At 64.2% G+C, this 22695-nt stretch carries 26 protein-coding genes; 23 read left to right on the top strand and 3 right to left on the bottom strand.

The window, feature by feature from the left end; translation table 11 throughout:
• The first annotated feature begins 1 nt into the window (after position 1).
• The 15 genes from wbjC (at position 2) to PLC66_RS10015 (ending at position 12565) form a co-directional block, all read left to right on the top strand.
• The gene (gene wbjC / locus PLC66_RS10085; protein ID WP_324539936.1) at positions 2-1129 is read left to right on the top strand and encodes a UDP-2-acetamido-2,6-beta-L-arabino-hexul-4-ose reductase; all 1128 of its coding nucleotides are present in this window, start codon (positions 2-4) and stop codon (positions 1127-1129) included.
• A 9-nt stretch (positions 1130-1138) separates the two neighbouring features.
• Positions 1139-2275 carry a non-hydrolyzing UDP-N-acetylglucosamine 2-epimerase gene (gene wecB, locus PLC66_RS10080; RefSeq protein WP_324539934.1) on the top strand — a complete coding sequence of 379 codons (1137 nt, stop codon included), beginning with the start codon at positions 1139-1141 and terminating at the stop codon, positions 2273-2275.
• Positions 2276-2279: 4 nt separating this feature from the next.
• Positions 2280-3497 carry a glycosyltransferase family 4 protein gene (locus PLC66_RS10075; RefSeq protein ID WP_324539932.1) on the top strand — a complete coding sequence of 406 codons (1218 nt, stop codon included), beginning with the start codon at positions 2280-2282 and terminating at the stop codon, positions 3495-3497.
• 26 nt (positions 3498-3523) lie between these two features.
• Complete coding sequence (locus tag PLC66_RS10070; protein ID WP_324539930.1) at positions 3524-4201, top strand: PIG-L deacetylase family protein; 678 nt, start codon at positions 3524-3526, stop codon at positions 4199-4201.
• Positions 4201-4833 carry a sugar transferase gene (locus PLC66_RS10065; protein WP_324539928.1) on the top strand — a complete coding sequence of 211 codons (633 nt, stop codon included), beginning with the start codon at positions 4201-4203 and terminating at the stop codon, positions 4831-4833. Before PLC66_RS10070 ends, PLC66_RS10065 begins: the two co-directional genes overlap by 1 nt.
• A 14-nt stretch (positions 4834-4847) precedes the next feature.
• The gene (locus tag PLC66_RS10060; RefSeq protein WP_324539926.1) at positions 4848-5651 is read left to right on the top strand and encodes a GNAT family N-acetyltransferase; all 804 of its coding nucleotides are present in this window, start codon (positions 4848-4850) and stop codon (positions 5649-5651) included.
• Entirely contained in the window at positions 5641-6084 is a 444-nt protein-coding gene (locus PLC66_RS10055) for a sugar transferase (RefSeq protein ID WP_324539924.1), read from the top strand. Before PLC66_RS10060 ends, PLC66_RS10055 begins: the two co-directional genes overlap by 11 nt.
• A gap of 67 nt (positions 6085-6151) precedes the next feature.
• Positions 6152-6811: a hypothetical protein gene (locus PLC66_RS10050; protein ID WP_324539922.1), complete on the top strand. Its 660-nt coding sequence runs from the start codon at positions 6152-6154 to the stop codon at positions 6809-6811.
• 23 nt (positions 6812-6834) lie between these two features.
• Positions 6835-7509: a hypothetical protein gene (locus PLC66_RS10045; protein WP_324539921.1), complete on the top strand. Its 675-nt coding sequence runs from the start codon at positions 6835-6837 to the stop codon at positions 7507-7509.
• Positions 7509-8207, top strand: coding sequence for a hypothetical protein (locus tag PLC66_RS10040; protein ID WP_324539919.1), 699 nt, complete (start codon positions 7509-7511; stop codon positions 8205-8207). Before PLC66_RS10045 ends, PLC66_RS10040 begins: the two co-directional genes overlap by 1 nt.
• Complete coding sequence (locus PLC66_RS10035; protein ID WP_324539917.1) at positions 8204-8863, top strand: acetyltransferase; 660 nt, start codon at positions 8204-8206, stop codon at positions 8861-8863. Before PLC66_RS10040 ends, PLC66_RS10035 begins: the two co-directional genes overlap by 4 nt.
• Positions 8864-8866: 3 nt before the next feature.
• Positions 8867-10081: a DegT/DnrJ/EryC1/StrS family aminotransferase gene (locus tag PLC66_RS10030; protein WP_324539914.1), complete on the top strand. Its 1215-nt coding sequence runs from the start codon at positions 8867-8869 to the stop codon at positions 10079-10081.
• 10 nt (positions 10082-10091) lie between these two features.
• Positions 10092-11927 (top strand): polysaccharide biosynthesis protein, encoded by a 1836-nt coding sequence (locus PLC66_RS10025; protein WP_324539913.1) that lies wholly within the window; start codon positions 10092-10094, stop codon positions 11925-11927.
• A gap of 44 nt (positions 11928-11971) precedes the next feature.
• The gene (locus PLC66_RS10020) at positions 11972-12253 is read left to right on the top strand and encodes a type II toxin-antitoxin system RelE/ParE family toxin (protein WP_324539911.1); all 282 of its coding nucleotides are present in this window, start codon (positions 11972-11974) and stop codon (positions 12251-12253) included.
• Between the two features lie 12 nt (positions 12254-12265).
• Complete coding sequence (locus PLC66_RS10015; RefSeq protein ID WP_324539909.1) at positions 12266-12565, top strand: HigA family addiction module antitoxin; 300 nt, start codon at positions 12266-12268, stop codon at positions 12563-12565.
• Positions 12566-12648: 83 nt separating this feature from the next.
• Here PLC66_RS10015 and PLC66_RS10010 read toward each other — a convergent pair whose 3' ends face one another.
• A complete protein-coding gene (locus PLC66_RS10010) occupies positions 12649-13218 on the bottom strand; it encodes a Uma2 family endonuclease (protein WP_324539908.1) in 570 nt (189 codons plus the stop codon).
• A gap of 162 nt (positions 13219-13380) precedes the next feature.
• On the opposite strand from PLC66_RS10010, the gene PLC66_RS10005 reads away from it, so the two are divergent.
• Genes PLC66_RS10005 through PLC66_RS09990 form a run of 4 tightly spaced genes read left to right on the top strand, consistent with a single transcriptional unit; the run spans position 13381 to position 15282 of the window.
• Complete coding sequence (locus PLC66_RS10005) at positions 13381-13965, top strand: Uma2 family endonuclease (protein WP_324539906.1); 585 nt, start codon at positions 13381-13383, stop codon at positions 13963-13965.
• A complete protein-coding gene (locus PLC66_RS10000) occupies positions 13962-14525 on the top strand; it encodes a Uma2 family endonuclease (protein ID WP_324539904.1) in 564 nt (187 codons plus the stop codon). Before PLC66_RS10005 ends, PLC66_RS10000 begins: the two co-directional genes overlap by 4 nt.
• Entirely contained in the window at positions 14522-14944 is a 423-nt protein-coding gene (locus PLC66_RS09995) for a nucleotidyltransferase substrate binding protein (protein WP_324539902.1), read from the top strand. Before PLC66_RS10000 ends, PLC66_RS09995 begins: the two co-directional genes overlap by 4 nt.
• Positions 14941-15282: a nucleotidyltransferase family protein gene (locus PLC66_RS09990; RefSeq protein WP_324539900.1), complete on the top strand. Its 342-nt coding sequence runs from the start codon at positions 14941-14943 to the stop codon at positions 15280-15282. The genes PLC66_RS09995 and PLC66_RS09990 overlap by 4 nt, the downstream gene beginning before the upstream one ends.
• Before the next feature lie 11 nt (positions 15283-15293).
• Here PLC66_RS09990 and msbA read toward each other — a convergent pair whose 3' ends face one another.
• Both msbA and polA read right to left on the bottom strand, forming a co-directional pair.
• Positions 15294-17096, bottom strand: a complete 1803-nt coding sequence (gene msbA, locus PLC66_RS09985) for a lipid A export permease/ATP-binding protein MsbA (protein ID WP_324539898.1) — start codon at positions 17094-17096, stop codon at positions 15294-15296.
• Entirely contained in the window at positions 17096-19852 is a 2757-nt protein-coding gene (gene polA, locus PLC66_RS09980; RefSeq protein ID WP_324539896.1) for a DNA polymerase I, read from the bottom strand. Before polA ends, msbA begins: the two co-directional genes overlap by 1 nt.
• A 166-nt stretch (positions 19853-20018) precedes the next feature.
• Here polA and PLC66_RS09975 point away from each other — a divergent pair, with 166 nt between their 5' ends.
• The 4 genes from PLC66_RS09975 to PLC66_RS09960 all read left to right on the top strand — a co-directional run bounded on the left by PLC66_RS09975 (position 20019) and on the right by PLC66_RS09960 (position 22692).
• Positions 20019-20744 (top strand): LOG family protein, encoded by a 726-nt coding sequence (locus PLC66_RS09975; RefSeq protein WP_324539893.1) that lies wholly within the window; start codon positions 20019-20021, stop codon positions 20742-20744.
• Between the two features lie 90 nt (positions 20745-20834).
• Complete coding sequence (locus tag PLC66_RS09970) at positions 20835-21158, top strand: DUF2782 domain-containing protein (protein ID WP_324539892.1); 324 nt, start codon at positions 20835-20837, stop codon at positions 21156-21158.
• Positions 21137-21712 carry a DNA-deoxyinosine glycosylase gene (locus PLC66_RS09965; protein WP_324539890.1) on the top strand — a complete coding sequence of 192 codons (576 nt, stop codon included), beginning with the start codon at positions 21137-21139 and terminating at the stop codon, positions 21710-21712. The genes PLC66_RS09970 and PLC66_RS09965 overlap by 22 nt, the downstream gene beginning before the upstream one ends.
• 23 nt (positions 21713-21735) lie before the next feature.
• Positions 21736-22692, top strand: a complete 957-nt coding sequence (locus PLC66_RS09960; RefSeq protein ID WP_324539887.1) for a homoserine kinase — start codon at positions 21736-21738, stop codon at positions 22690-22692.
• Positions 22693-22695: the final 3 nt, after the last annotated feature.

The raw sequence follows: 22695 nt of genomic DNA, 5'->3' as shown, positions 1-22695 counted from the left end.
GATGAAGGTCCTGATCACCGGCGCCGGCGGCTTCGTCGGCAAGAACCTGCAGCAGCACCTGGCCGAGCGCAAGGACGTCCAAGTTGTGTGCTTCACGCGCGTGAACACCGCGGCCGACCTGCCGCGCCTGCTCGAACGGGTGGAATTCGTGTTTCACTTGGCCGGGGTAAACCGGCCGCAGGATCCGCAGGAGTTCGTCACCGGCAACGCCGACCTGACCGCCGCACTGGTCGAGGCGGTGGAATGGGAGATGCGCGCGGGCGGGCGCAAGATCCCGATCGTCTATACCTCTTCCTCTCAGGCCGCCCGCGACAACCCCTACGGCGCCAGCAAGCGCATGGCCGAAGAGGCGCTGCAGGCCTTCGCTAAGCGCACCGGCGCACCGGCGCATGTCTTCCGCCTGCCCAACGTGTTCGGCAAGTGGTGCCGACCGAACTACAATTCGGCGGTGGCGACCTTCTGCCATAACATCGCCCGCGACCTGCCGATCCAGATCAACGACCCGACCGCGCCGGTGATGCTGGTGTATGTGGACGACGTGGTCGAGCGCTTCATCCAGCTCATGGACGGCGCCGACGCGGCGGTTGATCCTGATGGCTTCGCCACAGTGACGCCGCAATACACCACCACGGTGGGCGAGCTGGCCCGCCAGATCGAGACCTTCCGCGCCACCCGCGACACGCTGATGACCGAACGCGTGGGTACGGGCTTCGTGCGCGCGCTGTATTCCACCTATGTGAGCTACCTGCCGCCGGAGTCCTTCGCCTACACGGTGCCGATGCACGGCGACGCGCGCGGGGTGTTCGTGGAGATGCTGAAGACGCCCGACTGCGGGCAGTTCTCCTTCTTCACAGCGCACCCGGGCATCACCCGCGGCGGCCATTACCACCACACCAAGACCGAGAAGTTCCTAGTGATCAAGGGCGAAGCCCGCTTCAAGTTCCGCCACATGCAGAGCGGCGAGACGCATGAATTGGTGACCAGCGGTGCAAAGGCCGAGATTGTGGAGACGGTGCCGGGGTGGACGCACGACATCACTAATATTGGTGACGACGAGATGGTGGTGATGCTGTGGGCGAACGAGGTGTTCGACCGGGCGAAGCCGGATACCTACGCCTGCCCCCTGTAAGAGAAAAAGATGAAAAAACTCAAAGTCATGTCCGTGGTCGGCACTCGGCCCGAGATCATCCGCCTGTCGCGCGTGCTGGCCGCGCTCGATGAGCATTGCGAGCACGTGCTGGTGCACACCGGCCAGAACTACGACTACGAGCTCAACCAGGTCTTCTTCGACGACCTGGGGGTGCGCAAGCCGGATTACTTCCTCAACAGCGCCGAAGGCAGCACGGGCGCCGCGCACACCATCGGCAACCTGATCATTGCGGTCGACCGCGTGCTCGGCGAGGTGCAGCCCGAGGCCATGCTGGTACTGGGCGACACCAATAGCTGCCTCTCGGTGATCCCGGCCAAGCGCCGCAAGATCCCGATCTTCCACATGGAAGCGGGCAACCGCTGCTTTGACCAGCGCGTGCCGGAAGAAACCAACCGCCGCATCGTCGACCACACCGCCGACATCAACCTCACCTATAGCACCATCGCGCGCGACTACCTGCTGCGCGAGGGCCTGCCGCCCGACCAGGTGATCAAGACCGGCAGCCCGATGTTCGAGGTGCTGACCCACTACCGCCCGCGCATCGAGGCCTCGGACGTGCTGCAGCGCCTGGCGCTGGAGGCGGGGCGCTACTTCGTGGTGAGCGCACACCGCGAAGAGAACATCGAGTCCGAGAAGTCCTTCACCAAGCTGGTGGCGGTGCTCAATGCGGTGGCGGAAGACCATGGCCTGCCGGTAATCGTGTCCACCCACCCGCGCACGCAGAAGCGCGTGGATGCGACCGGCGCGAAGTTCCACCCGATGGTGCGCCTGCTTAAGCCGTTGGGTTTCCACGACTACGTGAAGCTGCAGCTTTCTGCCAAGGCGGTGCTCTCGGACAGCGGCACGATCAACGAGGAGTCGTCGATCCTCAACTTCCCAGCGCTGAACCTGCGCGAGGCGCATGAGCGCCCGGAAGGGATGGAAGAGGCGGCGGTGATGATGGTGGGGCTGGAGGCGGACCGCGTGCGCCAGGGTTTAACGATCCTGGAATCGCAAGCGCGCGGCGAGGAGCGCAGCCTGCGCCTGGTAGCCGACTACAGCATGCCGAACGTGGCGGATAAGGTGGTGCGCATCATCCATAGCTACACGGATTACGTGAAGCGGGTCGTCTGGAAAACCTACTGAAATTATGCGAGTTCTTCTGCTAACCCAATGGTTTGATCCTGAGCCCGTCCCAAAAGGGCTGGCTTTTGCCCGAGAGTTGGTGCGGCAGGGGTGCGATGTCGAGGTGGTAACCGGCTTTCCGAACTATCCGGGTGGCAAGCTTTATCCTGGTTACCGTCTTCGATTGATTCAGAAGGAGGAAATCGAAGGCGTTAGAATTACCCGTATTCCGCTCTATCCCAGTCACGACTCGTCACCGTTGCGACGTATAGCGAACTACGTAAGCTTTTCGATTTCCCTGTTTATCTACACGCTATTTGGAGCGCGCAAGGCAGATGTTGTCTATGCCTACCATCCGCCGTTGACGGTCGGTTGCGCTGCAGCAGCCCTCAAGTTTTTCAGGCGGATTCCTGTCGTTTACGACATTCAAGACATGTGGCCTGATAGTTTGCGCGCGTCTGGCATGTTGGGGAACGAGAAGATCCTAGGTATAGTCGAAAGGGTATGTCGTTGGGTTTACAAAGCTGTCGATAAGATCGTTGTCCTCTCTCCAGGCTTCAAGAAGCTCCTCGTTTCACGCGGAGTCGAGGAGCGAAAAATCGAGGTGATTTACAACTGGTGTGATGAATCTGCCGTGCTTGACGAGACGTCGACTCGTGGCAGCCCTAGAAAGCTTTCGGATGGATTCAACATCTTGTTTGCAGGCACTATGGGCAAAGGGCAGGGGCTGAAGGCTGTGCTTGATGCCGCTGCGAGGGTTCAGAACACCGCACCAAGAATTCGCTTCGTGTTCCTCGGGAGCGGAACCGAGTGTGAGTCGCTCAAGGAGCGCGCGAAGGAGCAGGCTCTTGAAAATGTCCTCTTTCTGCCTCGTGTTCCAATGGCTGAAGTGGGGCCAATTTTGCAATCGGCAGATGCGCTGCTGGTGCACTTGAAGGACGATCCGCTTTATCGCATAACCATCCCGTCGAAGACGCAAGCTTATATGGTGGCCGGAAAGCCGATCCTTATGGCTGTCAGCGGGGACGCTTCTGCGTTGATCGACGAGGCCGGATGTGGCTTACCTGCCCTATCGGAGGATCCAGGTTCCATTGCAGCTGCTGCGATGACTTTGGAAAAAATGAGCTTAGGTGAATTGGCTGAAATGGGTCGGCGCGGTAAAGCCTATTACTGGGATAGGCTCTCGCTTGCCGCTGGGGCTGCTCGTTTTAAAACTATCTTTTCGGCCGTTACCACAGCTTGATTTTCTTCTGAATCGTGAGGAACTCTATGAAGACGCTTGTACTTGCACCTCATGCAGATGATGAAGTGCTGGGAATGGGTGGAACGATCGCCCGATTTGCAGACGAGGGGAAGCAGGTCGTCGTTGCCATTCTGACAGGCCATGGTAAATATAAACATCCCCTGTGGGAGCCCGAGTTGTGGGACCGAATTCGGCAGGAGGCGAAACAATCTTGCGCTGGGCTTGGCGTTTCGGATGTCATTTTCAGAGAGTTGCCAGCAGCCTGCCTGGATCATGTTCCCGCTTGGGAAATCAATCGGACCGTCAGTGACGTGCTAAGGGAAGTGCAGCCTGAGGAGGTCTATATTCCGTTCTGCCATGACCTCCACCAGGATCATCAGGCTATCGCGTACGCAGCGACGGTTGCGTGTAGGCCTTACCTTGGTGTCGGACGGCAGGTGAAACGTGTGCTTGCTTATGAAACGCTTTCCGAGACGCACCTTGCTCCGCCTTATTTGGCGCCGGCCTTCCAGCCGAATGTTTTCATTGATATTTCCAGCTATCTCGACAAGAAGATCGAAGCGATGAGAGCGTATGAATCGCAGCTTCAGGCCGATCACCTTCCGCGCTCGATCGAGGCACTTCGTGCTTTGGCACGCTTTCGCGGTACGCATATTGGCGTCGAGGCTGCAGAAAGTTTCGTGTTATTGAGGGAGAGCTTATGATGCTTAACGGCTTTTGGGGAAAGTTCGGCAAACGTTTTTTTGATGTAGCTCTTTCGCTTGCGATCGTTGCGTCGCTTTGGCCCGTCTTCCTTGTTGTTGCGACTCTCGTTCGGCTCAAGCTCGGGTCGCCAGTCATTTTTTCGCAGAACAGGCTTGGAAAAGACGCCAAGGAGTTCAAGCTGTATAAGTTCCGCTCGATGACGGATGCTCGAGATTCAAACGGCGAGCTCTTTCCGGATGATGTCAGGCTTACACCGTTTGGACGACTTTTGCGGAGCACCAGTCTTGATGAGCTTCCGCAGGTCGCTAACATTCTGAAGGGCGAGATGAGTTTCATCGGGCCGCGTGCCACGCTTCCCGCATACAAGAACCTTCTTCTTGAACGGTATCCTGAGAGATTTCTGGTAATGCCGGGCATTACGAGCTTGCCGGCTATCCGCGGCAGGAATGCGCTTGATTGGGGTCAGAAGTTTTCTCTTGACGTGGAGTATGTTCGACGTTTTGGTTTTATGATGGATTTTGAGATCTTAATCAAGACTATTCCCGTTGTTCTGGGTCGCGAAGGAATCGAAATGCCCGGTCAGGCGACTGCGACGCGGTATGACCATCAGGATAACGAAAAGAAAGACTGAGGAGGCCTTGGATTTTGTATATCGATATTTGCAAAAAGGCAGTCCTGGAAGCAAAGGCGGCGGAAATTTATCAGCTTTTCCTGGAGTCCTTTGGTAGACCGCTTTGCCAAAAGGAGTGGCGATGGTTCTATATCGACAATCCAGTCGGCGATCCCTATGTCTCGCTTTTTTACGAATCTGAAAAGCTGTTGGGTCACTATGCTGTTCTGCCTACTTTGTTGAGGTTCAGAGGGGAGTCATTCGTCGCCTACAGATCGATGACAACCATGGTGCATCCTGAGGGGCGCGGCCGGGGGCTATTCACCGGCTTGGCCAACCGGGTTTATGCAATGCTTCAAGCATCTGGCGCCTCCATGGTTTACGGATTTCCGAATTCGAACTCCGCACCTGGGTTTAGTAAAAACCTGGGGTGGACATTGCTGCCTCCGGATCAAGTCTATGACATCTCGGGAGATCAAATTCTGGATACGCCGGCGTTGCAGGAAGCACTCCTCGGGTCGGCCGACATCGAGTGGGACTCGTTGAGCAAAGGGCAGGCGCGTTGGCGATGTGGAATTCCCGGATTCCAGGTATTGACGAGACCAGGTTTTTTGGCGAAACCGTATCAGGGGGTTCTGAACATTCTGCATATCGAACGATCTGGAATTCAATGTATTGAGCGTGACAGGATGTATCGAGTAATGCTTGCGCCGGGGGTCTGCGAAGGGCTCCCAACGAGAGACTCCTTGTTTGATTATCAATTTGGCTATCGGGTTTTTGACACTAAGTACCGGGATGCGAGTTTCAGGCGCGAATTGATTATGTCGGATGTATTCTAGTTTTCGTTTTCTTGTGGTCGCTTTCGACAGAAATCAGCCCGACTCCGAGCGTATGACACCCTTTGGCAGACTCCTGCGTTCGGCCAGCCTGGACGAGCTACCCGAGTTGTGGAACGTGCTCAAGGGCGACATGAGCCTGGTGGGGCCGCGTCCGCTGCTGGTGGAGTACCTGCCGCTGTATTCGCCCGAGCAGGCGCGCCGCCACGAGGTGCGCCCGGGGGTGACCGGCTGGGCGCAGATCAACGGGCGGAATGCGCTGAGTTGGGAAGATAAGTTCCGCCTGGACGTGTGGTACGTGGATAACCATTCGTTCTGGCTCGACTTGAAGATCCTGACGCTGACGGTGAAGAAGGTGTTCGTCCGCGAAGGCATCAGCGCGGCGGGTGAAGCGACCGCGGCGAGGTTCACTGGGTCTCGTGAAGAAGAAGCTTGACAAATGACGAGAGAGCTAAAATGATTGTCCCGTGTCCCGGGACGCGGGACAGCTCTGGAGCGTACTCGTGAAAAGTCAAGACATCTTCTTGCTGCTCAAGCTGGCGAGCCTCGCCCATCGGGAATCTGTGGTGAGCCGCTTGGGTGATGCCGTGGGGCCGGCTGCTTGGCAGGACTGGCTCCCGGACGAAGACGGCGACCCTGATCTGGAGCGCTCGCTGTATGACTCGGGCTTCGTGAGCTACGAGAGTACCTCGAAGGAGTACGGGGTCAGAGCGCTCGCACAGTCGACGGGGATCAGCAAGACGCAGGTGGGGCTGGCATTGCAGCGATGCTACGACGTTGGGCTGGCCAAGCCGGACCGGCTGACCGGTGTTCCGCGGGCGAACAACAAGGCCTTGCTCGAGTTCGTGGTGTATGGCTTGCGCTATGTCTTTCCCGCAAAGCCGGGAGAGGTGACCCGCGGCATTGCTACCGGTCTGGGCGCCCCGGTGCTGGAGGGCAAGTTGATGACGGCGGGCGATCTGGTACCGGTTTGGCCGGATCCGCTCGGCAATACGAAAGGGGTTGCGGTGGAGCCTTTGTACAAGACGGTCACGCGCGCGGTGCGGCGGGATTCGCGACTGTATGCGCTGCTCGCATTGGCCGATGCCATCCGGCTTGGTCAGCCGCGTGAGCGGAATCTCGCGGGTGAGGTGTTGGCGCAGATGTTGAGGGACGAGCGATGAGTCGCATAGCAGACCACCGGAGCATGATCGCTGCGGTCGCCACGGCGCTTGGCGACGACCTGCTGCAACAGGTGGCGTTCGTCGGTGGATGTACGACGGGGCTGCTGCTGACCGACGAGTTCAGCAAGGGGCAGGTGAGACATACGGACGATGTGGATCTGATTGTTCACGTCGTGGGCTACGCCGGGATCAGCAAGCTGCAGCAGATGCTGCGCGGGCGGGGGTTTTCGCATGCACAGGGCGAGGACGACCCGATCTGCGCGATGCAGCTCGGGGACCTGCGCGTGGATTTCATGCCGGACGAGGAGAACGCCCTCGGATTCACCAATCGATGGTATGCCGAGGCACTGCGGACAGCGGAGCCGTACCGGGTGACGGACACCGTGACGATAAGGCTTGTGCAGCCGGCCTTCTTTCTTGCGACGAAACTGGCGGCTTACCGCGATCGAGGAAACGATGATCCGCTGGAGAGCCGTGACATCGAGGACATCCTGACGCTCTTCGATGGCCGAGCGGAGTTGCTGGATGAGTTGCAGGCGTCGTCCTTGGCGTTGAGGCGCTATGTTGCGGATCAATTGGGCGAGCTGATGAGGCATCCCGACTTCGAATATGCGGTGCAGAGCGCTGCGCTTGGTGATGCCGGGCGCGAAGCGTTGCTCTTCGAGCGGCTCGACCTTGCGATAGGCAGCCTGCGTTGATGCGATGGGAATGGTTTAGTCGGCGCGGGCAGGATCGGGCGGAGAACAGTGATGTCGGCGGGATTTGCCAGGGAGAGCACTTCACCCTTGCGCTGATCGTGGATGCATCGTGTCGCGGCCCGCGGGGTGCTGCATTTGCCCGTGACTGGGCGCATGGGGTGCTTTCGCGTGCGGTGGCGCAGACGCGGCTGGGGCCAGACGAGCTCGTGACGGTGATGCGGGATTCACATCGGGCAATCCGCACCCTTTATCAGGCAGAGATGGCATCGTACCTCGCGTTACTTCTCGACGCCGAGCGGCGCGTGGCATGGGCCTTGTCCTGCGGTAATTGCCGGTTGGGGAAAGGATTAAGGGCCGATCTGCGGTGGCTGACGCCGGTGCATGACCTCGGGAGTATGGCGGTGCATTTCACTGGAGCAAGTCTCGACGGGGCCAGTCGCCGCACGCTCACGCGATGCCTGCGCGGTCGGCGCTTCGAGCCACCGGAGGTGCTGCGGATCGAGGGTCTGGAAGGACCTTGGATTCTCGCGACCGACGGCTACTGGCTGGAACATGTTGTGGAGGCGGTGCAGATGAGTCGATTGAGGGACGACGCGAGTTACCTGCGCCTCGAAGGCGGAATGCCTGGGGTGCAATGCGATTCGGATTGCGATAACTGGCAGTTGTTCGGTCGAGGTGTTGTGGAGGAAGCGCGGTGAATTCACCTCTTTTTGCGGTGTACGGCGCAAGCGGTTGCGGGCGCGGAATCATGCCGCTGGCGCGCGAGCAGTTGCGCCGGCAGGGCGTGGCGCCGGACCGGCTGGTGTTCGTCGATGACGGCGCGGTAGGCGCGCGCATGAACGGGCAGCAGGTGCTGTCGTATGCGGATTTTCTGGCGGCGCCGGCGGGCGAGCGCCATATCGTGCTGGCGATCGCGAACAGCGTGGTGCGCGAGCGGCTGGCGGCGCGCTGCGCGGCGGACGGCGTGCGGGCGTGGACGGTGGGGGCGGCCAACGTGGTGGTGCTGGATGACGTGGTGATCGGCGAGGGAGCGGCGCTGAGTCCGTTCGTTACCATCACCTCAAATATCAGGATCGGGAAGCACTTCCACGCCAACCTGTATAGCTACGTCGAGCACGACTGCGTGATCGGCGATTTCGTGACCTTTGCGCCAGGCGTGAAGTGCAATGGCAACATCGTGATCGAGGATCACGCGTATCTCGGAGCCGGCGCGGTGCTCAAACAGGGCAAGCCCGGCCAGCCGCTGGTGATCGGCCGCGGCGCGGTGGTGGGCATGGGCGCAGTAGTGACCAAAGACGTACCTGCGGGTGCCACGGTGGTCGGCAACCCGGCGCGAATCATGAACAAGGATTGAGCAATGCTGAACACGGCTTTTAGCCCCTGGCCCTCCTTCACCCAGGAAGAGGCCGAAGCGGTGCGCGACGTGCTGCTGTCGAACAAGGTCAATTACTGGACCGGCACCGAATGCCGCGAGTTCGAGAAGGAATACGCCGCGTGGGCGGGCACGCGCTATGCGGTGGCACTGGCCAACGGCACGCTGGCGCTTGACGTGGCGCTGCACGCACTGGGCATCGGCCCGGGTGACGAGGTCGTGGTGACGCCGCGCACCTTCATCGCGAGCGTGTCGTGCGTGGTCAATGCGGGAGCGATGCCGGTCTTTGCGGATGTCGAGCCGGACAGTGGCAACCTGTCGGCCGAGACCATCGCGCGCGTGCTGACGCCGCGCACGCGGGCGGTGATCTGCGTGCATCTGGCGGGCTGGCCGTGCGACATGGACCCGATCATGGCGCTAGCCGAACAGCACGGGCTGAAGGTGATCGAGGATTGCGCGCAGGCGCACGGCGCGCGCTACATGGGGCGCAGCGTGGGTTCGATCGGGCACGTGGGCGCGTGGTCGTTCTGCCAGGACAAGATCATGACCACCGGCGGCGAGGGCGGCATGGTGACAACCAACGACGAGGCGCTGTGGCGCAGCATGTGGTCGTTCAAGGACCACGGCAAAAGCTACGCGGCGGTGTACGAGCGCGAGCATCCTCCGGGCTTCCGCTGGCTGCACGAGAGCTTCGGCACCAACTGGCGCATGCTGGAGATGCAAGCCGCTGTGGGGCGCATCCAGCTGCGGCGCATGGCCGACTGGACCGCGGGGCGGGGGGCGAATGCGGAGGCGATTCTCTCCGAGTGCCGGCGGCATGAGGCGCTGCGGGTGCCGGCGTTCCGCTGCGACGGGGGACGGTGCGGGGTGGATTGCCCGGCACGCTCCGGTTGCGTACACGCGCAATACAAGTGCTACGTGTATGTGCGGCCCGAACGCCTGGCCGATGGCTGGAACCGTGACCGCATTGCGGCCGCGATCAATGCGCGCGGCGTACCGTGCTACCAGGGCTCGTGCTCGGAGGTATACCTAGAAAAAGCATTCGACAGCACAGGCTGGCGGCCTGAGGAGCGCTTGCCGGTTGCGCGTGAGTTGGGCGAGACAAGCCTGATGTTCCTGGTGCATCCTGGGTTGACAGCGGACGAGATCCAGCGCACGTGCGACGCCGTGAAGGAAGTCATGAGCTTGGCAGCCGCCTGATGGAAGCGTGATGAATCAGAAAGTCCGCTCTGTCCTCGTCTTTCTCTTCGACCTGCTTGCGGTGGTGGTCGCATGGTTCGGGGGAATGTGGATTCGCTTCAACTTCGAACTTCCCGGTCACTACTCACAGAAGCTTTGGCTGGGCCTCGGCGTGCTGCTGGTGATCCACGCCATCGCCTGCCGCTGGGCCGGCCTCTACCGCGGCATGTGGATCTTCGCCAGCCTGCCGGACCTGAAGCGCGTGCTGCGCGCGGTGGGCGTCTCCGCCCTGGCGCTGGTGGCACTGATGGCGCTCGACCGCATGCCGGGCCCGGTCATTCCGCGCTCGATGCTCGTGCTCTACCCGCTGCTGCTGCTGATCGTGATGGGCGGCGGACGCGCCGCCTGGCGGATGTGGAAGGAGCACCGCATCTACGGCGACCTACGCGCGGCGGGTAAACCCGTCGTGATCGTGGGCGCGGGCTCGGGCGGCGCGATGCTGGTGCGCGAGCTCGAACGCAGCGCCGATTGGCGCGTGGTTGCGCTGGTTGATGACAACCCGGCCAAGTGGGGCCTGGAGCTCCATGGCCACCCAGTGGCCGGTGGGATCGATCAACTCCCGCAGGTGCTGCAGGACTACAAGGCGCACCATGTGATCCTGGCCATGCCCTCCGCCGCGTCGGACGCGCTCAAGCGCGCGGCCGACACCGCGGTGCGGGCGGGTGCGAACGTGTTCACCGTACCCGGCATCGAGGACCTGATGAGTGGCAAGGTGGCGATCAATGCCATGCGGCCGGTCGACATCGAGGATCTGCTCGGACGCGAGCCGGTGAAGATCGACTCCGCCCACCTCAAGGACATGATCGGCGCCAAGACCGTGCTGATCACCGGCGCCGGCGGCTCGATCGGCAGCGAGCTCTGTCGCCAGCTCGCCCGCTTCGCGCCGGCGCGGCTGGTGCTGATGGAGGCGAGCGAGTTCGCGCTTTACAACATCGAGCAGTGGTTCCGCGTGCACAGGCCCGAGACGCCGATCGTGCCGCTGGCCGGCGACGTGAAGGACGCAGCGCGGCTAGAGGAGATCTTCGCCACCTGGAAGCCGCAGCTCGTCTTCCACGCTGCCGCCTACAAGCACGTGCCGCTGATGGAAGTGGCCAACGCGTGGCAGGCGGTGCGCAACAACGTGCTCGGCACCCTGCTGGTGGCGGCGCACGCGCAGCGCCATGGCGCCGAGCGCTTCGTGCTGATCTCCACCGACAAGGCGGTGAACCCCACCAACGTGATGGGCGCCACCAAGCGCCTGGCCGAGATGGCGTGCGAAGCGCTGCACAGCGCGGGCACGAGCGGTACGCGGATGGGGATGGTGCGCTTCGGCAACGTGCTGGGCAGCACCGGCAGCGTGATCCCCAAGTTCGCCGAGCAGATCGCCCGCGGCGGGCCCGTGACGGTGACCCACCCGGACATCAACCGCTACTTCATGTCCATCCCCGAGGCGGCGCAGCTGGTGCTGCAGGCGGCGGCCATGGGCCAGGGCGGAGAGGTGTTCGTGCTCGACATGGGCGAACCGGTGAAGATCGTCGACCTCGCGCGCAACATGATCCGGCTGTCGGGCTATACGGAGGACGAGATCCGCATCGAGTTCTCCGGGCTGCGGCCGGGCGAGAAGCTATACGAGGAGCTGCTGGCGGATGCGGAGGAGACGCGCGAGACGCCGCATCCCAAGCTGCGCATCGCGCGCTCGCGGCCGGTGAATGGGACTTTCCTCGCAGAGCTGGAACAGTGGCTGGCACAGCCGGGGCCGGTGGCGGACGAGGCGGTGCGGATGGGGCTAAAGCGCTGGGTGCCGGAGTATGAGCCGGCGCGGCATTGAGATAAGAGCCTTGAAATTTATCGTTTATCGATATACATTCTTCCATGTCGATCCTGAGTTTTCGCTGCCCTTTTACCGCAGCACTGTTTGCACGGGAACGTGTTGCACGCTTCGCCAATATTGAGGCGAGCGCTCGCCGAAAGCTGATGTTGCTGGACGCGGCAAGGGCTCTCAACGATCTGCGCATCCCGCCAGGAAACCGGCTTGAAGCCTTGTCGGGTGATCGGGCGGGGCAACACAGCATTCGCATCAACGACCAGTGGCGCTTGTGTTTCAGCTGGACCGCGGATGGGGCGGAGGACGTCGAGATTGTCGATTACCACTGAAAGGAGGCCACGATGAGCGAAAAGCTTGCCCCCATTCACCCGGGCGAAGTGCTGCGCGAAGAGTTCATGTTGCCGCTGGGCCTGTCCAGCAATGCGCTTGCGCGCGCATTGGGCGTGACCGCCGCGCGGATCAACGAGATCGTTCGCGAAGAGCGCGGCGTCACCGCCGACACAGCGCTACGCCTGGCACGCTACTTCGGCACGTCGGAAGACCTTTGGCTGAATCTGCAGCGGCGCTACGACGTCGAGCGCGCACGCGACGCGCTTGGCGCTTCGCTAGAAGCGATCGTGCCGATGCAAGAAGCGGCATAAGGGGTGCTTGGCAGCTAAAGAGATCGGGGGGCTGTCCCCAGAAATCGTGAGTTGAGGGTGGCGATGTCAGCTCTTGAACCTGCTCACAGCTCGACATCCTCATACAGCCCATCCAGCGCCAGCTCGACCCCAACGCTCTCCAGCCGGATGACGTCGCCCTCGCCCGCCGGATGCAGCACCCACAGCCCCTCGCTGTTCTTGCGGAAAAGGTCGGCGTGCTGGCGGTCCTGCTCGATCAGCAGGTATTCCTGCAGGGTATCGATCTGCTGGTAGAGCTCGAACTTGCGGCCGCGGTCGAAGGCGGCGGTGGAGTCGGAGAGCACTTCGACGATCAGGGCCGGGTGCTGCTTGGCGAGGCTGGCCTCGGGCTGGCGGTCGCGTGCATCACAGGTGATGAAGACGTCGGGGTAGAAGACGGCGTCGGCGCGGTCGATGCGCAGCTTCATGCCGGAGACGAAGGCGCGGCAGGGCTTGCCGGACAGGGCCGCCTTGAGACTCGTCGCCGTGTTGAGCAGGATCGTGCAATGCGCATCCGTCCCGCCGGACATGGCGAACACCTCGCCGGCGAGGTACTCGTGGCGTTCGGGCTGCTCCTCTTCCCACGCCATGTAGGCTTCGGCGTCGAATTCGGGCTTGGTCGTCGGCAGAGCCATGGCACGTACTCCTTGTGTCGGCTGAGGATAGCCGGTCGATACCGCGGGCTCAAGTTGCGGCGGCAACGGCAAGCGAACATACGATCGGACGCTTCGCCGTCAGGCTCATTGCCCTCCTCCTGCTAGACTTCAAGCACGACAAGGATAGGGAGCATATCCAGCATGGCTCTACCTCAACCCGCCCCGCACTTCGAACGCCGGGACTTCTTCGCCTGGGAAGCCGAACAGCCCGTCAAGCATGACTTCGTTGCCGGCGAGGTGTTCGCCCAGGCTGGCGCACGGCAGGATCATGTCGTCGTGGCGTTGAATATCGCGACCTCGCTGCGCCAGAAGCTGCGCGGTACGCCCTGCCGCGCCTACATCTCCGACATGCAGCTCGAGGTGGTGCAGGCCGACGCGGTGTTCTACCCCGACGTGATGGTGAGCTGCCACCCCGAGGACCTCGCCGCCGAGCGCATACTGCATCACCCGCGGGTAATCATCGAGGTGCTCAGCGACAGCACCGCCGCCTACGACCGCGGCGCCAAGTTCGCCGCGTATCGCCTGCTCGACAGCCTGCAGGAGTACGTGCTGGTCGACCCCGACCGCCGCAGCGTGGAGATCTTCCGCCGCCTGCCCTCCAACGACTGGCTGCTCGCCACCGGCGACAGCGCACGCGGGGTGGTGCTGACAGCACTGGAGCTGGAGATCGGGCTGGATGAGGTGTTCGAGGATGTGGCGCCCCAAGCCGACCGGAGGACTGCATGAGCAACGCACTGGCACGCCCTGCCCGGATCAGCGTCGATGACTACCTCGACGACGAAACGCGCATCGACATCAAGCACGAATACCTGGATGGCGAAGTGGTCGCCATGGAGGGTGCGAGCGCAAAGCACGGCCTGGTTGCTGGGGGGCTTTACGCCGCCCTGCTCCCTCACGCCCGCCGCAAGGGCTGCCAGCTCTTCATGGCTGACATGAAGCTGCGGGTGGACCACGCCGACCAGACCTATTTCTACTACCCCGACCTGCTGCTCGCCTGCGACCGCGAGGACCGCGAGCCCTACTACCGCCGCCGCCCGTGCCTGGTAGTGGAAGTGCTGTCACCCGGCACCGAGCGCATCGACCGCCGCGAAAAGCTCTTCGCCTACCAGACGATTCCGTCGCTGCGCGAATACCTGTTGGTCGATCCGGACAAGCGCTGTGTGGAGGTCTATCGCTTCGGCCCGACGGTGCGGCACGAGACCTACACGGAAGGCAGTTTCCGGCTGGACTGCCTGGAGGCGGAGATCACGCTGGATGAGGTTTATATCGATGCGGAGGCCTTGTGAGCGGGACGCCTGACATCCGCTGGCACCAGCGCCTGGCCAACTACGAGAAGGCCTTTGCGAGACTCGCCGCCGCCGTCGAACTCGCCAGCCAGCGTCCGCTCTCCGATCTGGAAAAGCAGGGGCTCATCCAGGCTTTCGAGTTCACCCACGAACTGGCCTGGAACGTGATGAAGGACTATTTCGCCTGGCAGGGCACGGTCGATATCACCGGTTCACGGGATGCGACGCGGGAATCCTTCAGCAAGGGGCTCGTTGCCGATGGGGAGGGCTGGATGGAGATGATCCGCAGCCGGAACCAGACCTCGCACACCTATAACGAAGAGGTGGCCAACCAAATCGCGGCACGCATCACCGGCCTATATGCGCCGCTGTTCGGGGCATTCTTGCTGCGGATGCAGGGGCTGCGGGATAGCCGATGAGCACGGTGACGCATGCTTCGCCAACGTATGGACTGCCTGAACAGGCCCTGCAGCGCCTGCTGGAGACCCTCTATCGCAATCCGGCGGTGGAGCGCGTCGTGCTGTACGGCTCGCGCGCGATGGGCACCTACCGGCCCGGATCGGATATTGACCTGTGCCTGTTCGCTCCCGCCATGACGCTCCCCGGGCTGTTACGCTTGGGCGTGGACATCGACGAATTACTGCTGCCGTGGAAGGTCGATCTGAACCTGTGGCACCAGATCGACAACGCGGCGCTGCGCGAGCATATCGAACGGGTCGGACGGGACCTGACGATGAAGGGGCCTCCGCGCGCTTGATCGCCCCTGATTCATCCAGCGTCCGGCGCCTCCTCCCCCATCGCCTGCAGCCGCGCATACACCCCGCCCCGCGCCACCAGCTCCGCATGCGTCCCGCGCTCCACGATCCGTCCCGCCTCCATCACCAGGATCTGATCCGCCTTCTCGATCGTCGATAGGCGGTGGGCGATGACGATCGTCGTCCGCCCTGCCATCAGCCGCTCGATCGCCGCCTGGATCAGCCGCTCCGACTCGGTGTCCAGCGCGGAGGTCGCCTCGTCCAGGATCAGGATCGGCGCGTTCTTCAGCAGCGCGCGCGCGATCGCCAGGCGCTGGCGCTGGCCGCCGGAGAGGAGCACGCCGTTCTCGCCGATCTCGGTGTCGAAGCCCTGCGGCAGGCGGTCGATGAATTCGCGCGCGTTGGCGGCTTCGGCGGCGGCGACGATCTCGTCGCGGCTGGCGCCGGCGAGCTCACCGTAGGCGATGTTCTCCGCCACCGTGCCGTTGAACAGCGTGACCTGCTGGGTCACCAGCGCGATGTGGTGGCGCAGGTTGGCGAGCGTGTAGTCCTCGACCGGCACGCCATCGACCAGCAGGCGGCCCTCGTCGTGCTGGTAGAAGCGCGGGATCAGGTTGGCGAGCGTCGATTTGCCGCTGCCCGACTTGCCAACCAGGGCGATCAATTGGCCCGGTTCAGCCTTGAAGTCGATGCCGTGCAGCGCGCGCCCTTCCGCGCCGGGATAGGTGAAGCCCAGCCCCTGGGCCTCGACGCGGCCGGCGACGCGCTCGCGCTCGATGCTGCCGGTGTCGGGCTCGGGCGCCTCGTCGAGCTGCTCGAAGATGCTGTCGGCCGCCGCCACGCCGCGCTGGATGCGGGCGCTGACCCCGCCCAGCAGCTGGATCGCGCGCGGCAGCAGGCCGGCGGCGGTGATGTAGGCGACCACGTCGCCGGCCGAAGCGTCGCCGCGCACCTTGAGCACGGTGAACAGCAGCAGGCCCATCGACGAGTACACGATCAGGTGCATCAGCGCCTGGAAGGTCTCCTGCGTGCGCACCATCTTCAGCTGGCGCTTGGTGTTGTCACGGCTGGCCTGCACGAAACGCCCGGATTCGTAGGCCTCGCCGCCGAAGCTGCGCACCACGCGGTAGCCCTGGATGGTCTCGGAAGCGACGTGGGTGACCTCGCCCATCGAGGTCTGGATGTTCTTCGACAGGCGGCGGAACTTGCGGCTGGCGTTGGACACCAGCCAGGCGATCACCGGCAGCACGACGAGCAGGGTCAAGGTCAGGCGCCAGTTCATCCACAACAGGTAGCTGAGCAGCGCGATAACGGTGAGGCCCTCGCGGAACAGGATCTTGACCGCGTCGGTGGCGGCATCGGTCACCTGCGACACGTTGTAGGTGAGCTTGGAGACGAGGTGGCCCGAGTTGTTGGCGTCGTAGAAGCGGTTGGGCAGCACCAGGAAGCTGCCGAAGAGCTGGGTGCGCAGGTCGTGGATGAGGCCGAGCGAGACGCGCGAGATGCCGTAGTTGCCGAGGAAGGTGCCGGCACCCTCGAGCAGGGCGATGACGACGATCATCAGCGGGATGGCAAGGACGAGATCGAGGCGGTCGAGCCAGGCGATGCCGGTGCCGATCGGCGCGTCGGGGGCGGCCAGGCCGTCGATGAAATACTTGAGCACGCTCGCCAGCGCCGCCTTGCAGGCGCCGGCGATGGCGAAACCGAGGATGCTGAGCGCGAAGAAGCCGATGAACGGGCGGGTGTAGCCGAGCAGGCGGCGATACACCTTCATGCTGCTGACGAGCGGCTTCTCCGCGAGCACTTGCTCGGCCATCAGTGCGCCTCGTCCCAGTTGTCCCCGGCGCCCACCTCGACCAGCAGCGGCACCTTCAGCGCGGCGACGCCGCCCATTAGCTTCGGTAGCTCGGCACGGATGGCGTCGAGCTCGGCCGTGGGCACCTCCAGCACCAGTTCGTCATGCACCTGCAGCACCAGCTTCGACTTCAGCCCGGAGGTGGCCAGCCAGTCGCGGGTGGCGATCATCGCCTTCTTGATCAGGTCGGCGGCCGTGCCCTGCATCGGCGCGTTGATCGCCGCACGCTCGGCGGCCTGGCGGCGGCCGGCCTGGCTGGCGCGGATGTCGGGCAGGTAGAGGCGACGGCCGAACACGGTCTCCACATAGCCCTTGTCGCGTGCCTCGGCGCGGGTGCGCTCCATGTAGTCGGCGACGCCGGGGTAGCGGGCGAAGTAGCGGTCGATCCAGCTCTGCGCCGCGGCGCGCTCGATGCCGAGGTTCTTGGCCAGGCCGTGGGCGCTCATGCCGTAGATGAGGCCGAAGTTGATCACCTTGGCGTAGCGGCGCTGCTCGCTCGTGACCTCGGCCGGCGCCACGCCGAAGACCTCGCCGGCGGTGGCGCGGTGCACGTCCTCGCCGTGGGCGAAGGCTTCGAGCAGGCGCGCATCGTCCGACAGGTGGGCCATGATGCGCAGCTCGATCTGCGAGTAGTCGGCCGACACGATCAGGTGATCGCGCGGCGCAATGAAGGCGGCGCGGATGCGGCGCCCCTCCGGCGTGCGGATCGGGATGTTCTGCAGGTTGGGCTCGGCGCTCGACAGCCGGCCGGTGACCGCGGTGGCCTGCGAGAAGCTGGTGTGCACCCGGCCGGTCTTCGGATTGACCATGCGCGGCAGCTTGTCGGCATAGGTGCTCTTGAGCTTGGACAGGCTGCGGTGTTCGAGCAGCAGCTTGGGTAAAGGGTAGTCCTCGGCGAGCTTTTCCAGCACCTCCTCGTCGGTCGAGGGCTGGCCGGTGGCGGTCTTCTTGACCACCGGCAGGCCGAGCTTGCCGAACAGGATCTCGCCGAGCTGCTTGGGCGAGCCGAGGTTGAAGGGCTGGCCGGCCAGGTCATGCGCCTCGCGCTCGAGCGCGTGCAGGCGGCGGCCGAGCTCCTCGGAATGCTGGCTGAGGAGGAAGGGGTCGATCAGCACGCCGGTGCGCTCCATCTGCTGCAGCACGCTCAGCACCGGCAACTCGATGTCGCGGTACAGCGCCGCCAGTTGCGGCGCGGCCTGCAGTTGCGGCCACAGGTGCCGGTGCAGGCGCAGCGTGACGTCGGCATCCTCGGCGGCGTATTCGGTGGCGCGCTCGATGGCGACCTCGTCGAAGCCGATCTGCTTCGCACCTTTGCCGCACACCTCGGTGTAGGGGATGGTGGTCAGCCCCAGGTGGCGCTTGGCAAGGGAGTCCATGTCGTGCGGCTTGTCCGACTCCAGCACATAGGATTCGAGCAGGGTGTCGTGGGCGATGCCACGCAGCGTGATGCCGTGGTTGGCGAGCACGTGGGCGTCGTACTTGAGGTTCTGGCCCAGCTTGGCGTGCCGCTCGGACTCGAGCCAGGGCTTGAGCTTGTCGAGCACGTCGGCCAGCGGCAGTTGTGCAGGCAGGTCCGTGCCGCGGTGCGCCAGCGGCAGATAGGCGGCCTCGCCCGGCTCCACCGCGAAGGACATGCCGACCAGCTTGGCGGCCATCGGGTCGAGGCTGGTGGTTTCGGTGTCGAAGGCGGTGAGCTCGGCAGCGGTGATCTTCGCCAGCCAGGCGTCGAAGGTGGACCAGTCTAGGATCGTCAGGTAGCCGCCACGATGCGCCCCGGGCGGATCGTCGGAAACTGCGGCCTGTCCCCTATTTCCTTCGCCATCGAAGCGGCGCGCCTCGGTGGCCGCCTTCGAGGCCGCGACGCTCTCCGCCCCGCCATCCAGATCCTTCAACCACGACTTGAACTCGAAGCGCTCGTACAGCGCCCGCAGCGCCGCCTTGTCGTCCTCGCGCGCCGGCAGCTCGTCGAGCGTCACCGGAAGTTCGAGCTCGGTCGCCACCGTCACCAGCTTCTTGCCCAGCGGCAGGAAGTCCAGGTGCTTGCGCAGGTTGTCGCCCACCTTGCCGCCGACCTTGTCGGCGTTGGCGACGAGGTTGTCGAGCGTGCCGTATTCGGTGAGCCATTTCACCGCGGTCTTGGGCCCACACTTTTCCACGCCGGGGACGTTGTCCACCGTATCGCCCACCAGCGCGAGGTAGTCGACGATGCGCGCCGGCGGTACGCCGAACTTGGCTTCCACGCCGGCCTCGTCGAGCACTTCCTCGCTCATCGTGTTGACCCACCTCACGCCCGGGCGCACGAGCTGGGTGAGGTCCTTGTCGCCGGTCGAGATCACCACCTCCCAGCCGCGCTCGAGCGCCTGGCGGGTGAGCGTGCCGATGACGTCGTCGGCCTCCACGCCTTCGATCGACAGCAAGGGCCAGCCTTCGGCCTGCACCGCTTCGTGCAGCGGCTCGATCTGCGCGCGCAGGTCGTCGGGCATCGGCGGCCGATGCGACTTGTATTCGGGATACCAGTCGTCGCGAAAGGTCTTGCCCTTGGCATCGAACACACAGGCGCGAAATTCTGCCTTGTAGTCGCTTTCGAGCCGCCTTAGCATCGACAGCACTCCCCGTATCGCCCCGGTCGGCTCGCCCTGCGAGTTACGCAGATCGGGCAGCGCATGAAAGGCGCGGTAGAGATAGCTGGAGCCATCGACGAGCAGCAGGGTGGGCATCGGGACAATCCTTGCGGGAAACCAGGCGGACGGCGACGCAATCGAACGGATGGGCGCAGGAGAATTGGGGACAAACCCCGATCTCCGCGGAAATTGGGGTCTGTCCCCAATTCTCCCAACTTCCCGCGACTTCCCGGCGCCGGCCAAGAACACAGACGAGAACAACATGACCGCGAAAGACAAACTCCCCCGCAGCGTGCCCGACGGCAGCGCGCCACGTTACAACGCACGCGAGTCCTGGCGAATCTTCGGGATTATGGCAGAGTTCGTCGAGGCGACAGAACGCCTCGCCGCGATCCGGCCGGCGGTGTCGATCTTCGGCAGCGCGCGCACGCCACCCGACCACATGTACTACATGCTCGCCGAGAAGATCGCCCGCCTGCTGTCGGATTCGGGCTTCGCGGTGATCTCGGGCGGCGGCCCGGGCATCATGGAAGCGGCCAACAAGGGCGCCTTCTTCGGCAAGAGCCCGTCGGTGGGACTCAACATCCAGCTGCCGATGGAACAGGGCGCCAACCCCTACCAGGACATCTCGCAGACTTTCCAGCACTTCTTCGCGCGCAAGTTCATGTTCGTGAAGTTCGCCGCGGCCTACGTGGTGATGCCGGGCGGCTTCGGCACGCTCGACGAGCTGCTCGAGGCGATGACGCTGGTGCAGACCAAGAAGAGCCGCAAGATCCCGATCATCCTGGTGCACGGGCCGTTCTGGCAGGGCCTGCTCGACTGGCTGCGCGACCGCCTGGTGGCCGAGGGCATGATCAATCGCGAGGATCTCGACCTGGTGCAGGTCATCGACCGCCCCGAGGACGTCGTCGAGGCCATCTTCAAGCACTACGAGCGCCGCGGCTTCCAGCCCCTGCCCGCCGAGCGCGAGATGATGCTGAACCTGTAGGCGGCACGCCGCCGCGCGCAGCGGCAGACGGCCGCATCGCCGGCAAGCCCGTGAAAGCGGCTAGAATTGGGGCATCTTCAGGAGAACATCATGCGCCGCACCCTGATCGCCCTGCTGCTGGCCGCTGCCGTGCCCGCCTTCGCCCAGCAGCCCGCCGGGCTCGAACCCATTCCCGAGCCGCCTCCCATGCCCGAGGGCATGAGCGAGGTGGACGAACCCGAGGTCACCATCGTCCAGCGCGGCGAGGACACCGTCACCGAGTACCGCATCCGCGGCAAGCTCTACATGGTCAAGGTGACCCCGCCGCACGGCGTGCCCTACTACCTGATCGACAAGGAAGGCTACGGCCAGATGGTGCGCGACGACGCGGCGCCCAACCTCGCCGTGCCGATGTGGGTGATCAAGTCCTGGTGAGCCCGAGCTTGGCGGCGCGACAGAGCTTTCCTGCGGTCTACCGTGCCGACGCGCGGGTCCTGGTCCTGGGCAGCATGCCGGGCGAGGCGTCCCTTGCCGCCGGCGAGTACTACGCCCACCCGCGCAACGCCTTCTGGCCGATCATGGGCGCGCTGTTCGGCGCGGGCGTGGAACTGCCCTACGCCCAGCGCCTCGAACGCCTGACCGCTGCCGGCGTGGCGCTGTGGGACGTCATCGCCCGCTGCGTGCGCGCGGGCAGCCTGGACAGCGCGATCGCCCACGACAGCATCGAGGCCAACGATTTCGCCGCCCTGTTCGCCACCTGCCCGCACATCGGCCACGTCTTCTTCAACGGCGCCGCCGCCGAGACCGCTTTCCGCCGCCATGTAAGGCTGGCGCCCGGCATCCAGCGGCCGCGCCTCACCCGCCTGCCTTCGACCAGCCCCGCGCACGCTGCGCGCAGCTTCGAGGCCAAGCTGACCGCCTGGCAGTGCGTTCGCGACGCGGCCAGCGCCAAGCTCACCAACGCCGCCGAAGCCCCGCTCGCGGCCTGAACCCGCCCCTTTCCGGAGCCCGCATGTCCGTCTTCACCCCCGTTCCCGAATCCGTGCTCGCCGACTGGCTCAAGGACTACGCCGTCGGCCGCCTGGTGGAACTCAAGGGCATCTCCGCCGGCGTGCAGAACAGCAACTTCTTCGTCACCACCACGCTCGGCCGCTACGTGCTGACCCTGTTCGAGGACATGTCGCGCGCCGAGCTGCCCTACTACCTGCACCTGATGGCCCACCTCGCGCGCCACGGCCTGCCGGTGCCGGGGCCGATCGCCAACCTGGACAACGAATACCTCGGCACCCTGCAGGAGCGCCCCGCGGCGCTGGTGGTGCGCCTGTCCGGCGCGTCCGAGATGGACCCCGGCGTGCCACACTGCGCCAAGGTCGGCGCCATGCTCGCCGGCCTGCACCTGGCCGGCCAGTCCTACGGCCGCCGCCAGGACAACCCGCGCGGCCCGCAGTGGCGCGCAGCCACCGCGCAGGCGGTGCGCGGCTTCCTGGACGCCGACGAGCGCGCCCTGCTCGACGCCGAGATCGTGTTCCAGGCCACGGTGGACCTCGCCAGCCTGCCCGCCGGCGCCATCCATGCCGACCTCTTCCGCGACAACGTGCTGTGGGACGTCGACGCCGACGGCAGCGTCCATGTCGGTGGCGTCATCGACTTCTACTTCGCCGGCCACGACGCCCTGCTGTTCGATGTCGCGGTCACCGTCAACGACTGGTGCTCGAACCCCGACGGCACGCTCGATGGCGCCCGCTGCGACGCCCTGCTCGCCGCCTACCATGGCGAGCGCCCGTTCACCGACGCCGAGCGCGCCGCGTGGCCCGCCCTGCTGCGTGCCGCAGCGCTGCGCTTCTGGCTCTCGCGCGCTGCAGACTTCCACCTGCCGCGCGCCGGCGAGATGGTGCTGGTGAAGGACCCCGACGAGTACCGCGACATCCTGCGCCTGCGCAGCGCCGGCGTGCCGCCGCTGCCGCTCTGACGC

The sequence above is a fragment of the Thauera sp. genome (genome assembly GCF_035444905.1).
GTDB lineage: Bacteria > Pseudomonadota > Gammaproteobacteria > Burkholderiales > Rhodocyclaceae > Thauera.
This window is presented reverse-complemented; position numbering and strand designations above follow the sequence as displayed.

Bases quoted from the DNA above. Each gene is read 5' to 3' on its own strand.
- wbjC (WP_324539936.1), top strand. From the start codon at position 2: ATGAAGGTCCTGATCACCGGCGCCGGCGGCTTCGTCGGCAAGAACCTG.
- wecB (WP_324539934.1), top strand. From the start codon at position 1,139: ATGAAAAAACTCAAAGTCATGTCCGTGGTCGGCACTCGGCCCGAGATC.
- PLC66_RS10075 (WP_324539932.1), top strand. From the start codon at position 2,280: ATGCGAGTTCTTCTGCTAACCCAATGGTTTGATCCTGAGCCCGTCCCA.
- PLC66_RS10070 (WP_324539930.1), top strand. From the start codon at position 3,524: ATGAAGACGCTTGTACTTGCACCTCATGCAGATGATGAAGTGCTGGGA.
- PLC66_RS10065 (WP_324539928.1), top strand. From the start codon at position 4,201: ATGCTTAACGGCTTTTGGGGAAAGTTCGGCAAACGTTTTTTTGATGTA.
- PLC66_RS10055 (WP_324539924.1), top strand. From the start codon at position 5,641: ATGTATTCTAGTTTTCGTTTTCTTGTGGTCGCTTTCGACAGAAATCAG.
- PLC66_RS10045 (WP_324539921.1), top strand. From the start codon at position 6,835: ATGATCGCTGCGGTCGCCACGGCGCTTGGCGACGACCTGCTGCAACAG.
- PLC66_RS10040 (WP_324539919.1), top strand. From the start codon at position 7,509: ATGCGATGGGAATGGTTTAGTCGGCGCGGGCAGGATCGGGCGGAGAAC.
- PLC66_RS10030 (WP_324539914.1), top strand. From the start codon at position 8,867: ATGCTGAACACGGCTTTTAGCCCCTGGCCCTCCTTCACCCAGGAAGAG.
- PLC66_RS10025 (WP_324539913.1), top strand. From the start codon at position 10,092: ATGAATCAGAAAGTCCGCTCTGTCCTCGTCTTTCTCTTCGACCTGCTT.
- PLC66_RS10020 (WP_324539911.1), top strand. From the start codon at position 11,972: ATGTCGATCCTGAGTTTTCGCTGCCCTTTTACCGCAGCACTGTTTGCA.
- PLC66_RS10015 (WP_324539909.1), top strand. From the start codon at position 12,266: ATGAGCGAAAAGCTTGCCCCCATTCACCCGGGCGAAGTGCTGCGCGAA.
- PLC66_RS10010 (WP_324539908.1), bottom strand. From the start codon at position 13,218: ATGGCTCTGCCGACGACCAAGCCCGAATTCGACGCCGAAGCCTACATG.
- PLC66_RS10005 (WP_324539906.1), top strand. From the start codon at position 13,381: ATGGCTCTACCTCAACCCGCCCCGCACTTCGAACGCCGGGACTTCTTC.
- PLC66_RS10000 (WP_324539904.1), top strand. From the start codon at position 13,962: ATGAGCAACGCACTGGCACGCCCTGCCCGGATCAGCGTCGATGACTAC.
- PLC66_RS09990 (WP_324539900.1), top strand. From the start codon at position 14,941: ATGAGCACGGTGACGCATGCTTCGCCAACGTATGGACTGCCTGAACAG.
- msbA (WP_324539898.1), bottom strand. From the start codon at position 17,096: ATGGCCGAGCAAGTGCTCGCGGAGAAGCCGCTCGTCAGCAGCATGAAG.
- polA (WP_324539896.1), bottom strand. From the start codon at position 19,852: ATGCCCACCCTGCTGCTCGTCGATGGCTCCAGCTATCTCTACCGCGCC.
- PLC66_RS09975 (WP_324539893.1), top strand. From the start codon at position 20,019: ATGACCGCGAAAGACAAACTCCCCCGCAGCGTGCCCGACGGCAGCGCG.
- PLC66_RS09970 (WP_324539892.1), top strand. From the start codon at position 20,835: ATGCGCCGCACCCTGATCGCCCTGCTGCTGGCCGCTGCCGTGCCCGCC.
- PLC66_RS09960 (WP_324539887.1), top strand. From the start codon at position 21,736: ATGTCCGTCTTCACCCCCGTTCCCGAATCCGTGCTCGCCGACTGGCTC.